Source organism: Entomomonas moraniae (assembly GCF_003991975.1).
GTDB classification, from domain to species: Bacteria; Pseudomonadota; Gammaproteobacteria; order Pseudomonadales; family Pseudomonadaceae; genus Entomomonas; species Entomomonas moraniae.
The window spans coordinates 325,181-337,516 of sequence record NZ_CP029822.1 but is presented as its reverse complement, the minus strand read 5'-3'; the positions used below and the strand labels follow the sequence as shown (position 1 = coordinate 337,516).

10 protein-coding genes are annotated in these 12,336 nt (G+C 38.5%); 7 read left to right on the top strand and 3 right to left on the bottom strand.

Annotated elements, in window-relative coordinates; all coding sequences use genetic code 11:
• Positions 1 to 100 precede the first annotated feature (100 nt).
• A complete protein-coding gene (gene aegA, locus DM558_RS01640; protein WP_127161760.1) occupies positions 101 to 2,083 on the top strand; it encodes a formate-dependent uric acid utilization protein AegA in 1,983 nt (660 codons plus the stop codon).
• An 80-nt stretch (positions 2,084 to 2,163) separates the two neighbouring features.
• Here aegA and DM558_RS01635 read toward each other — a convergent pair whose 3' ends face one another.
• On the bottom strand, positions 2,164 to 3,180 hold the full coding sequence (locus DM558_RS01635) for a hypothetical protein (RefSeq protein WP_127161759.1): 1,017 nt from the start codon (positions 3,178 to 3,180) through the stop codon (positions 2,164 to 2,166).
• 114 nt (positions 3,181 to 3,294) lie between these two features.
• On the opposite strand from DM558_RS01635, the gene DM558_RS01630 reads away from it, so the two are divergent.
• The 4 genes from DM558_RS01630 to DM558_RS01615 all read left to right on the top strand — a co-directional run bounded on the left by DM558_RS01630 (position 3,295) and on the right by DM558_RS01615 (position 6,782).
• Complete coding sequence (locus DM558_RS01630; RefSeq protein WP_127161758.1) at positions 3,295 to 4,047, top strand: nucleotidyltransferase domain-containing protein; 753 nt, start codon at positions 3,295 to 3,297, stop codon at positions 4,045 to 4,047.
• Positions 4,031 to 5,086 (top strand): DNA polymerase beta superfamily protein, encoded by a 1,056-nt coding sequence (locus DM558_RS01625; protein ID WP_127161757.1) that lies wholly within the window; start codon positions 4,031 to 4,033, stop codon positions 5,084 to 5,086. Before DM558_RS01630 ends, DM558_RS01625 begins: the two co-directional genes overlap by 17 nt.
• 150 nt (positions 5,087 to 5,236) lie before the next feature.
• Positions 5,237 to 6,373: a DUF2931 family protein gene (locus tag DM558_RS01620; RefSeq protein ID WP_164731219.1), complete on the top strand. Its 1,137-nt coding sequence runs from the start codon at positions 5,237 to 5,239 to the stop codon at positions 6,371 to 6,373.
• Positions 6,360 to 6,782: a DUF2388 domain-containing protein gene (locus DM558_RS01615; protein ID WP_164731218.1), complete on the top strand. Its 423-nt coding sequence runs from the start codon at positions 6,360 to 6,362 to the stop codon at positions 6,780 to 6,782. The genes DM558_RS01620 and DM558_RS01615 overlap by 14 nt, the downstream gene beginning before the upstream one ends.
• A gap of 471 nt (positions 6,783 to 7,253) precedes the next feature.
• On the opposite strand, the gene tsaD is transcribed toward DM558_RS01615, so the two are convergent.
• Entirely contained in the window at positions 7,254 to 8,279 is a 1,026-nt protein-coding gene (gene tsaD, locus DM558_RS01610) for a tRNA (adenosine(37)-N6)-threonylcarbamoyltransferase complex transferase subunit TsaD (protein ID WP_127161754.1), read from the bottom strand.
• A 240-nt stretch (positions 8,280 to 8,519) separates the two neighbouring features.
• Between tsaD and DM558_RS01605 the strand changes: the two genes are divergently transcribed.
• On the top strand, positions 8,520 to 9,500 hold the full coding sequence (locus tag DM558_RS01605) for an FUSC family protein (protein ID WP_127161753.1): 981 nt from the start codon (positions 8,520 to 8,522) through the stop codon (positions 9,498 to 9,500).
• Between the two features lie 77 nt (positions 9,501 to 9,577).
• Here DM558_RS01605 and DM558_RS01600 read toward each other — a convergent pair whose 3' ends face one another.
• Complete coding sequence (locus DM558_RS01600) at positions 9,578 to 10,825, bottom strand: hypothetical protein (protein WP_127161752.1); 1,248 nt, start codon at positions 10,823 to 10,825, stop codon at positions 9,578 to 9,580.
• A gap of 539 nt (positions 10,826 to 11,364) precedes the next feature.
• On the opposite strand from DM558_RS01600, the gene DM558_RS01595 reads away from it, so the two are divergent.
• Positions 11,365 to 12,288 carry an AEC family transporter gene (locus DM558_RS01595; protein ID WP_127161751.1) on the top strand — a complete coding sequence of 308 codons (924 nt, stop codon included), beginning with the start codon at positions 11,365 to 11,367 and terminating at the stop codon, positions 12,286 to 12,288.
• Positions 12,289 to 12,336: the final 48 nt, after the last annotated feature.

Here is a 12,336-nt window from a genome sequence, read left to right as displayed (position 1 = left end):
TTTACGCTACCCTACAAAAAACTCAATATTCTTTTAAGCTGTCTTCAAAAATAATGCAAGGATGACATAGCAATGTCTTAAGCATGGTTAAGGAGAAAAGATGAATTCGTTTGTAATGACTGACCTTGCAAGCTGCATAGGTTGTAGGGCTTGTGAGGTAGCCTGTGTAATGTCTCACAATAATGGGTGTCTACCTGAGACAACAGAAGGCTTTTTGCCTCGAATCAGAGTTATTCAAACAGAACAAGCTCAAACCGCCCTCACCTGCCGTCATTGTGAGAGTGCGCCCTGTGTAGACGTTTGCCCCACTCATGCATTAGTATGCCAAAATAATAGTGTACAAGTCTTGCAAGAAAAATGTATTGGCTGCAAAAACTGCATTATTGCCTGCCCATTTGGTGCCATCACACTCACAAGTACATCAGAGAAAAAAACTACTCAGCGAGCAAGTGCTTATAAATGTGATCTTTGCCAAGATAACCCCACAGGACAAGCTTGTGTCAATGCTTGCCCAACAAAAGCTATTCAATTATTTAACCCACTTCAAATAGCTTCTACCCAACGCCAAAAACAACTGTGTACAGCAATAGGGAAAAGAGAAAAAACCATTCAAAAATCCACGGCTGTTATCAATGCCTTAAAAGAAACTCCGCGCCAAGACCCCACTAAAAAAGAAATGGCAATTAGAAAGGATACATTCTCAGAAATCTACAATAGTTTTTCTCAATGCCAAACATCTGAACAAGGTAATCGCTGCGTCACTTGTGGTAACCATTCTTTTTGTGAATGGACATGCCCTTTACATAACCGCATTCCACAATGGATCAAACTAGGTCGTGAAGGAAAAATACTTGAGGCCGTTGAACTCTCACACCAATACAGTAGCTTACCCGAAGTTTGTGGTCGCGTCTGTCCACAAGATAAGTTATGTGAAGGCTCTTGTACACTAAAACGTCATAACCTTGGTTCCGTAACCATTGGCAATATCGAGCGTTTTATTACTGATACAGCATTTGATATGGGATGGAAACCTGATTTATCTTACGTTAAACCCACAGGAAAAAAAGTCGCTATTATTGGTGCGGGCCCTGCTGGGATAGGATGTGCTGATGTATTAAATCGTAACGGTATTAAAGCTGTTGTATTTGATAGACACCCTGAAATCGGTGGGATGCTAACCTTTGGAATACCCTCGTTTAAACTCGACAAATCAATTATGACGCATCGCCGTCATCTTTTTACTGAACAAGGCATTGAGTTTCATCTCAATACTGAAGTAGGCCATGATCTATCTTTTGACCATTTGATGAAGGATTATGATGCCATCTTTATTGCAGTAGGAACCTATACCTCCATGCGAGCTAATCTCGATAATGAAGAGGCAGAAGGGATATACGATGCGTTACCCTTTCTAACAGCAAATACTAAACACATTATGGGACTTCCTCAACGCCCTGAAGAACCTTATATCAACGTAAAAGATAAACAAGTTGTGGTACTTGGCGGTGGTGATACTGCAATGGACTGTGTAAGAACCTCCATACGTCACCATGCATCCAAGGTAATCTGCGCCTATCGTCGTGATGAAGAAAATATGCCCGGTTCTAAAAAGGAAGTGAAAAATGCCCGTGAAGAGGGGGTTGAATTTCTCTTTAATGTCCAACCACTAAAAATTGAACTCGCCCCCAATGGCAGCGCTTGTGGTATAAAAATGATGCGTACCGAAATGGGAGCTCCTGATGCATCTGGCCGAAGACATCCTATACAAATACCTGATTCAGAGTTCCTACTTGAAGCTGATATTATCATCAAAGCATTCGGTTTTAGCTCCCATCCTATGCCTTGGCTAGCTAAATACGGAGTAAAACTTAATAGCCGAGGAACTATCATTGCCCCCCGCGGTAATGGCCAATATTGTCAAACAACAAACTCTAAGATTTTCGCAGGCGGTGATGTTGTGCGTGGTGCTGATTTAGTCGTAACCGCCTTAGCCGATGGTCGTCGTGCAGCAGAAGGCATCATAAAATATCTAAAAGAACCAATACAGACAGCCCCTCATCTAACAAATGAAAACACTGCGTAATCTCTGTAAAGACATGAAAAAATGATTCCTTAATGTATCTCATACACCGCTATATCAGGTAGCCTTTACTAAGAAAAAGGCTACTCATTATCATAATATTCTATTTTTCGATATAAAGAAGTAGGTGCTACAAGCCCAGGCGAGGATACTGTAAATAATCGTTTACTACATTTTTTTCTTAACCAATCACCCTGTTCATTAATTTCTGAGAAGATACAATCAATCGTACCTCCTTTATAAGGGTAGCTATAAGACATTTTAAATAAATGGTTTTGCTCGTCAAAAACTAATGTCTCAACATTAATTTCTGCGGATGAGCTACCTAGATCATTGTTCTTTTTTCGATATAATTTATCTTGCTCGATGCTATAGGTATTCAACTCTTTAAGCTTTTCTCCTGAAAGACAATCAATTTCTATTTCTTGCTCAATCAATCCAGTATCAGTATTAACCTTAAACAGAGAACAATAGTCCCTTGTATCACTTTTTTCTCTATTGACCCAATTTTTATTCGGTAATTGCGATATTGTTTTAACAACCACCTCTTTATTTTTATCAAAGGAGTACCAATAACGAGATCTATAAAAAATAACCGCACCATGTCTATCAAATCTGCACTCACTTACATCTACAAAATCAGCCTTCTTGCTCTCGTTATTCAAACTAGATTCATCGACTACTTTTTCTTGCTTCACCAAAATATCAACTCTTGTTTGCAACATATCCGGTAAACGATCGGCTATATTTGGAAAGTAGTCTGCGTTATCTCCCAAAAGAAAAGAAACCCCATTTTTAATTTCAGTTTTTATTGATTTTTGGTTAGTTTGAACAATATTATTAATAGACTTTACAGCAAATGTTGCCAATGGATTATCTGCTAAATCCCCCTTATTGCGATAATAAGAAGGATAAGCAATAATTTCCTTAATTTGTTTGTCACCTGCTGAGGGATAAATAAATCCTTTATTTAAATCAACTCCATCTAATAAAATCATATTATTAAAGGATACAACTTGCTTAGCATCGATTTCAGCATAACTCTGTAATGTAGCCAGTAAACAACTCAAAAAAATGCTTATTTTTAACGTGTTGCGCATAGATACCCTCTATAAAAATACTCACTACGCTTTTTTACAATTACAGACTATATGAATCTATCTGAACATCCATTAGAATTAGAATACACCATTAACTACTACTAAAAAAAGACTGTGATTGATACTATTCAAAAAAAACTACCCCATATTGAACAACAACATCAGCTTACCCTCCTCTATGTAGCGGAAAGTGGTAGTCGCGCTTGGGGGTTTGCCTCAACCGATAGTGATTACGATGTACGAGGTATTTTTATTTATCCTCGTCAAAACTATCTCGCCATTGACCCACCCAAAGAAACCTTTGAATGGATTGAAAATCAATGGTTTGATGTCGGTGGTTGGGAGCTCACTAAAGCTCTGCGTTTACTTAGAAAATCCAATAGCGTATTACTGGAATGGCTACAATCCCCTATTGTCTACCGAGCACAAGCTAATATTCAAGTAGAACTGCTTAACTTGGCTGAACATTTCTATCAACCTAGAGCCGTGGTATACCATTATCGCGGTATTGCTAAAACCGCTAGCGAAAGTATGCAAAGAGAAACCATCAAACTTAAAAAATGGTTTTACCTGTTACGAGCTTTACTGGCAGCTCAGTGGGCAGCCACTCAATACACTATTCCCCCCATGCAGTTAAAACAGCTATTAGCTCCTTTATCATCTCAAGAACAAAAAAGCATCCTTGAGTTAGTCGAGTTTAAAGCTGGTAAAGATGAACACTTTTTATGGACGCCACCCACCCCCATGAAACAGCTCATCGAAAGATTATGGCAGACTAGTGACCAATCCTTAGCTATCCGTGATACGCCTGATACTGAAATGCTGAATACATGGTTTAGGAAAAAACTCGATGAAATTAACCCTTGAAGACATTAAGCCCTATCTTTTATTTGAATGTGTTTCGGGCAGCCGTGCTTTTAACCTTGCCACCGAGACTTCCGATACTGATATAAAAGGCGTATTCTATCTCCCGAGAGAGCTTTACTACAGTCTAAACTATACTCCCCAAGTCAATAATGAAACGAATGACATTGTTTATTATGAGCTGGGGCGTTTTGTCGAACTCTTATGCGCCTCAAATCCCAATATCTTAGAGCTACTCAATGCGCCACCACACACGGTACTATATCAACACCCATTAATGAAAGTATTTAAGCCTGAATGGTTCTTATCCAAAGCCTGTATTGAAACATTTAGCCACTATGCCCAAGGCCAGATTAAAAAAGCACAAGGACTTAATAAAAAAATTGTTAACCCTGTCGATAAAGCCTTTAAAAGCGTTTTAGCTTTTTGCTATATTCTTGAAAACGGCAAAAGTATCTCCCTTGAAACATGGCTTGCTCAAAAGGGTTGGCAACAACAATTCATTGGCCTTGTGAACATACCTCATGCTCATGATCTCTATGCTGTTTATTATGATGAGAAAGCAGGGTATCAAGGTGTTATAAAAAAAGAAAGTGCCAAAGATGTCGCGCTCAGTAGCATTTCTAAAAACACCCCATTACAAGCCTACCTAACCTTTAATAAAGAAGGTTACAGCGCTTATTGCAAAAGCTATCAAGAATACTGGCAATGGGTAAATAAACGTAACGAGGTGCGCTACCAACAAAACACTGAACATGGTCGCCAGTATGACAGCAAAAACATGATGCATACCTTTAGGCTACTGTACATGGCGCTCGACTTAGCTCAAACTGGCCAACTCAAAGTCTGGCGTGAGAACCGTGAAGAATTGTTAGCGATTAAACAAGGTTCTTTCAGTTACGAAGAACTACTGCAACGCAGTGAGCAGTTAAGCGAACAAATTAATAAAGCCTTTCAGCACACATTACTCCCTAACCATGTGAATGAACAGGCAGCCATAGACACACTTATAAAAATAAGGCAACAACTCTATCTCCAATAAGCAAATGCTCTTCGATTAATTTTTATACAGAATCAATTAGCCTATGGTATAGTAAAGTAAATTATACATGAGTTTGAACTAACTCTTAATGCAGCTTATTTATAGATTATCACCTCACTAATGGCAAAACCATCAAGCGTAGTTAGTAAAATGAATATAATTAATAACAATAAACTTCTCACTATTTTTGTACTTCTCCTTTCCTTATTTTTCACCCCGTTGCAAGCGAAAGAGTATGCTAGAGCTAATTATCGAGTAACACTGGGTAATCCTTATAAGTTTCCCATGAACTTTGATCTTTCGGGTAATTATTTATTTGATAATAAAAATACTGTTTTTAGGTTGTTCTATATTACCGAAGGTGGAACGGATAAGCGCTGGGGAGAAAGTAAGCTAACCGAACTTATTTCACGTTCTGACTGCTTACCAACAGGCATCAATCTACGTTGGTTTTCAGCTGTGGAGAATCAATTTTGGGAGGGTCGCTATTTATTTGACCAAAAACGATTGGCAGATATTATGGCTCATTCCATTGATAATCCATTTGAAAACTTCAAAGGAAGCGTTGGTGAAAGCCCTTACTATCTGCTTCTTACAGCATATGTTACGCCGAATGGGTTCGTGAATATCTGGATACATACAGCGAGAACAAAATTATGGCTAGGCAGTTTTCATGCAAAAAAAATGACCAATGAGCCTGATTGGGATACCTTTTATAAAAGAGCATTAGCTAAAGAATACGGTGAAAAAGTTATCCCACGTCACCAATTTATAGCCAAACGAATAGCAACCACACAAGAATACGTGCGAGCAAACTACAACAGTAACGAACCTGACTTTTTCAGCACAGAGCAACGCACACAACCGTACACAGATAAACCTTGGCAAGAAGCAACCAAACAATATAACTGGTATCTTCGTGTCGCTGATAACTTTAAAGTTAAGTACTACCGTAGCTTTTACGCCAATACAGAAGAGTGGTTTACTTCTAATACAAATAAAGAGCCTATAAGTCTTAGACCCTTACCCAAAGCATTTGAATTTATACTTGAACAGACTAAGACCAAACAGAAGGTCCACATTGAACTCATCGTCAACTACGATGAAGTACAACAAGTATTTGAAAAAATTAATACCCTTGATACTAAAAATACCCCGATTGAGCTTTACTTTCAGCTAGATGACTCCGTAAAAAAATGTACTGTTCATGTAGTAAAAGATAAACAAAAGATCGAACTCAAAAAAATAGAATGCTACCTGCCCGATGAAGACGATGATGAAAAATAATACTCGCCTTGCTTTTTTACTACCTAACTATAAAATAAATAAAAAATATTTTATTACGCTAATCTTTGCTACAATCCTTGCTTTCCCTAGCCACGCCACAGATGGAGATATTGGTTTATCCACGGCTTTTGTCACAATAGTACCTTTTTATACGACCTTTTCCTTTTCAGAAGATACTCTTAATAAAACCAAATCTAAAACTGAAGAAAATAGGAAAAAGGCTAATAAAGCAGAAGAGTATAAAAAACGTGTTCTAAAAGCAGCGGAAGATGATGCAATGACATTCATTGCCACAGACGGTCGTGAAGGTAAAACTGTAAAGTTTGAAGCTGCGGCCAGAGAAATTAGAAAAACCAACAAGACAGCAACTGATTATGAAATTGCTAAGACTATTTTAAGAATTCCATAACATTAAAAAATTTCTACTTCTCTAATTTCAAAGACTTAAGGAGATTTTATATTTTTTGTGCAAATAGCTTTCATGATATTTCGCCCCATTGCATCGGTCATTACATTTGCTTCTTACTCATCTCGCCGCTCAGAGAGCAAAAAGGCTCACAGTAATCTTGCACAAATAAACAGTATTAAGAAAGGGAGTTAATCGGTTAATATTTTATATCTATTCTATGTTAAATAACACACCCATTTATTTTTTATCTTAAACAAACTCTTTGTATTAACTTGTTCAAGCATAAAAAAGAATTCAGTAAGAACTAAAATTGTGCGGCAAATTAACGATTATTTAGACCCTGTGTTGTTGTATCTACACGAATACTTAATTCTCGTTTTCCTTGGATCAGTAAATTTATATTACTAATGCCACTAATTACAGGTAATCCATCCGTTGAATGATTTTCACCATGATAAATTGGGTCTATTTCTAAATAGAGGGTAACTGCTCCATCGGCCAGCGGGCTTTGACTTCCACAGCTAAGTCCCCGTGTTCACCTGCTAACAAACGCTGGCAACCAGCATAGGCAATCATCGCTCCATTGTCGGTACAAAACTGTGGTCTGGCATAAAACACATGGCCTTTTAATGGCGCTACCATGGCCTCTAACGACTGACGTAAGGCTTTATTCGCACTCACCCCACCTGCAATCACCAATTGATTTAACCCTGTTTGCTCTAAAGCACGGCGGCATTTAATGGTGAGGGTATCTACCACCGCTTGTTGAAAAGCTAACGCAATATCGGCTTTGGTTTGCTCTGTTTCATCACACTCGGCCTTGCATTGTTGCCATGCATTTAAGGCGGCGGTTTTTAAACCACTAAAACTAAACATTAATCCCGGACGATCGGTCATCGGGCGAGGGAAACTAAAACGCTTTGCTACTCCTTGCATAGCAAGTTTAGCAATTTCTGGCCCACCGGGGTAATTAAGCCCTAGAAGTTTAGCGGTTTTATCAAAGGCTTCACCGGCAGCATCGTCCACCGACTCACCCAATAACTCATAACGACCAATGCCATCCACACGCACAAGCTGTGTATGACCACCTGAAACTAAAAGTGCCACAAAAGGGAATTTTGGTGGGTTTTCCTCTAACATGGGGGCTAACAAATGCCCTTCCATGTGGTGAACACCTACCGTGGGAATCCCTAAAGCAAACGCAAAAGATTTAGCAAAAGAAGCTCCAACCAATAAGGCACCCACTAAGCCGGGGCCCGCAGTATACGCAACACCATCAATAGCTTGTTTAGTACAACCTGACTCTGTCAACACTTGGTTTAATAAGGGAATGAGGCGCTTAATATGATCGCGTGACGCTAACTCAGGCACAACACCACCATAAATACGGTGTAGATCAATCTGGCTAAAAAGTGCATCAGCTAATAGCCCTTTTTCACTGTCATAAAGAGCAACACCTGTTTCATCACAAGAGCTTTCAATACCTAACACCAACATTCACAAATACCTGTATAAACGAATTTAAAGCAATGACTAAATAGGGTTATTATATACTGATTTGTTTACGTGTTCATTTTAAAAATACATACAATAAGTCGCCGTATTTTATGTTAATAAAATTAATGATTCTAACGCTTCCCTATTATTTCGTTTTATCACAAAATAGGCTTTTTAACCTTCTTTCAACTAACAGATAACTGCTAAACGAAGTACAGTGCTGATCAAGGAGTACCGTCGATGGGTCAATGGAAACTTTATGGATTAGCTTTTGCCATTATAACAACACTCATTATAGGTGGCTTATTACAAAGCACTCACTTCTGCTCCATGGCTTTATTTGGTGTCTTGGTATATTTTTATTATTCAGATAAAACCGCCGACGGTTTAAAATGCATGTGTATCAATGCTGCCTTAGCATTGTTAGGGTTTATTTTATTAATTTATTGCCCACCCTCTATTGTGCTTAAAAGCTTGTTTTTAGCGATTATTGCCCTGCTTACCATGTATACCGCTAAACGACTATGCCCTAATCCTATGGGCCCATTTTTTGTCATTATGATAGTGAGCCTTGGTGGAACCATGCACACCCAAGCCTCTGACAAACTTCTACAACTGTTTTATCTTGCATCAGGCATGGCGATTAGTATTGTCGCCGCATACTTAACACAGCAAATCGAACAACGCCTATCTCACGCTCATCAGGTATTATCTGAGAATGCACCAAGCATGCCCACACAGCAGGCTTGTATTTTAAGTACAACCTATGGTGCCACACTCTTTATTACTTACTTATTAAATTTGCTCTTTCCTTATCATACCTATAACTGGCTAACTGTTTCAGCCGTTGCCAACCTAAAAGAAAGCAAGGCTAAACTCGCATTAAAACGTTATGGTTGGTACATTTTAGGAAATCTAACGGGGGTTGTATTTATTTGGTTAATCTATCAAATTTCCAATTCTGCTCTATTACTCTTACCCTTATCGGCTGTATTATTTTTAATGACAGCTATCGTTATCAATATTAACTATGGTCTTGCTCTTTCTTGTGCAACCCCCTTGGCGATGATTCTACTGGATATATTGCACCCTGTTGCCATCAATAAGCTGATTATTATTCGGTTGACGTCTATTATTATTGGTTCATTGATAGGTCTTTGCGCTAGCATTTTAATCGATAAACAACTTAACCGAATCACCGTTGCAAACGGTAACCATTAATCTCTTTAACAAAAAATAGCAAAGTATAACGCTGGTAACGCTTACCCTCTGCTACTTTCGTAAAAATACTCGATCGATTAGTTAACCAATGTTAAGGATTTTAACCCCATTTTAGATAAGGCAACCTCCATCAACAAGGCAAATTCTCGGTAGGTTTTTTCATCATTTTCAGTTTTTACTCTCTCTAAAAAGGCATCAACCATTTCCTCGACACGATGCAACTGTTCCTCTTCTTCTTGGCTATTTTTACACCAAATTCCTATATTCACTTTCGCCACGCCCGTTTTAGACAAAAACACGGTCAACACATCACCATACAAACAATGACTATTAGAAAACCAAAATAAATCGGTTGGCTTCGATACATAAGCATCGCCTGAAATATAAGGGTCTCCATTGTGTGTCATTACATTACCTAATACCTCAGCTTCACCATAGACCTCAGCATAGCCGCCAACATCTGCATTGCCATAAACTTTCGCCCTATCATAGACTTCTGCACCGCTAGATATCCAAGCCTGCCCATAGACTTGGGCATCGCCATAAACGCGTCCTCTAAAGAAAACCCAGCCCTCTTCATACACTTGGGCACGTCCATAAACACGCCCCTGCTCATGAATCTCTGCTTTACCATAGATTTTTGCTTCACCATACACCTTGGCTTTGTCATAGACTTGGGCCGACTCATAGACGTGAGCATGGCCTAATACTTTAGCTTTACCATAAACCCATGCGTTGCCATAAACTTGGGCATGTTGAAAGACTTTAGCTTCATGATTAACCTCTGTTTCACCATAAACTTGAGCATTATCATAAACTTTAGCGCGTTTAAAGAGAGAAGCTTTTTCATAAACTTTGGCTTGCCCATACACTTTTGCACATTGATGCAAACCGGCCTCACCAAAGACTTGCGCCTCATCATAAACTTTAGCGAAATGGATTAAATAGGCTTCATGATAAACTTTGGCTTTGCCGTACACCTTACTTCTATCATACAACTCCGCTTTGCCAAAAACCTCTGCCTCACCAAACACACGAACATTATCATAAAGGCATGCTTCATCATAAATCTTGGCGTTACCGTACACGCGGGCTTTGTATTGGACTTTGGCATCTCCGTATACCTTTGCATCGCCATAGACTCTAGCATCACCATAAACCCACGCATTACCTTCGTGGGATAGGTTATCTTCTTTTTCTATGTAACCGCCGAAGTCTCCTTTTGCTACATCTCCAAAATCACAGAGCGCTTTTATTCTATAAAGCGTCTCTCCTGTTGATAGTCTGATATCAAAAAAATCACTGACTAATTGATACTTTTTCATTGAGTATTCCTTGTTTTTTAATCATTATTTTTGCTCAGTTGACGAAAAACTTGCCACAAAGCGTTTAGTTTCTAACGAGAAAATATCAATGAATTTTAGGAAATAGCGGTGCTTGCTTTCTTATTAAAAAATAAGCCAGTCAAGATGGAAAATAGCGCATTAGCTAACCATAAAAAGCGTTTAGGCGGTAATATGTAGTCAGCAATTAAATGCGTGACTAATGCTCATGTAAAAGAAAATAGCTTATTTAACATAGCAAGACTTCCTGTAGAAAATTAAGAATGCATCGTTTAATCCACTCTATTGCTTTATATTCTAGCATTGATTGTTATTTTTTATAAAGCACCCTTTAACTAAAACACACACCTACTAGGTAGTGAACTATTATAAAAAAATGCTCTCTAAAGCTAAGGTATTAAAAATCACTTTAGTCATAAGTTTTATGGCTTTATTATTAAAACCCCTTTTAAATAAAACATACAACAGGGATTTATAACAAAAAACCCTTTAAAATAAGTAAAAATAAACTGAGGTTATCCATGCTCAATGTTATCTGCTCCGCCATGGGGCCAATTATTTTTGTGTTGGCCATTGGCTTTTTTTGTGGAAAGAAGAACTATTTTTCTGAGGAGGCAACGCAAGCATTTGCCAGTTTTGTGGTTAATATTGCACTGCCTTTAGCACTATTCTTAGCCGCTGCTACCGTGTCACCCAATGTATTACTTAATGGCAAATATTTCTTATCCATTGCCGTGGGTTTAATCGTCACCTTTATTATTGGGCTACTTTGTTCGCGCTTACTTTTTAAGCACAATACCAAAGATAGCGCAGGGCAAGCATTAGCCGTATCATTTCCTGACATGGCCTACTGTGGGCCCCCTGTCCTACTAGCCACAGTGGGCTCATCTGGCTTAATCTCAATGGTAATTGGTAATATTATCTATACGGTCATTATTATCCCTGTTGTCATGCTATTGCTCAGCCGTGACACAGGCAACGTCAGTATTATTAGCACGCTAAAAAGTGCAGTACAAAAACCCTTGGTTATCTTGCCTGTACTGGGTGCTATTCTCGCGATATCAGGTATTAAGTTACCTAAAATCGTTTATGACTCTGTTGATGAAGCAGGTAAATGCGCAGGCGGCGTGGCATTATTTTTCTTAGGATTAATGATCGCCAGAATTAAACTTAAAGCCAATACGGAAATTATTTTTAACGTGTTTATTAAAAATTTTTTACAAGGCGCTTTAATTTTAGGAACAGGTCTTTTGTTAGGCTTGGATCATGAATTATTAAAAGCGGCCTTTGTGATTGGCTTTTTACCAACAGCAACCGCCGTGCCTGCCATTTGCATTACCAGTAAAGCCTACGTAGAAAACTCTGCGTCTACTGTGTTACTGAGCACCCTCTGCTCCTTCGTTACCATCATTATTGGTATTATTATTATCGAAACATGTTTGTAAACATAATAAAAACAACCTCTGCACGCTAAGCAGAGGCTGTTTTATAAG

Coding starts and splice junctions, on each gene's coding strand:
- aegA (WP_127161760.1), top strand. CDS start 101: ATGAATTCGTTTGTAATGACTGACCTTGCAAGCTGCATAGGTTGTAGG.
- DM558_RS01635 (WP_127161759.1), bottom strand. CDS start 3,180: ATGCGCAACACGTTAAAAATAAGCATTTTTTTGAGTTGTTTACTGGCT.
- DM558_RS01625 (WP_127161757.1), top strand. CDS start 4,031: ATGAAATTAACCCTTGAAGACATTAAGCCCTATCTTTTATTTGAATGT.
- DM558_RS01620 (WP_164731219.1), top strand. CDS start 5,237: ATGAATATAATTAATAACAATAAACTTCTCACTATTTTTGTACTTCTC.
- DM558_RS01615 (WP_164731218.1), top strand. CDS start 6,360: ATGATGAAAAATAATACTCGCCTTGCTTTTTTACTACCTAACTATAAA.
- tsaD (WP_127161754.1), bottom strand. CDS start 8,279: ATGTTGGTGTTAGGTATTGAAAGCTCTTGTGATGAAACAGGTGTTGCT.
- DM558_RS01605 (WP_127161753.1), top strand. CDS start 8,520: ATGGGTCAATGGAAACTTTATGGATTAGCTTTTGCCATTATAACAACA.
- DM558_RS01600 (WP_127161752.1), bottom strand. CDS start 10,825: ATGAAAAAGTATCAATTAGTCAGTGATTTTTTTGATATCAGACTATCA.
- DM558_RS01595 (WP_127161751.1), top strand. CDS start 11,365: ATGCTCAATGTTATCTGCTCCGCCATGGGGCCAATTATTTTTGTGTTG.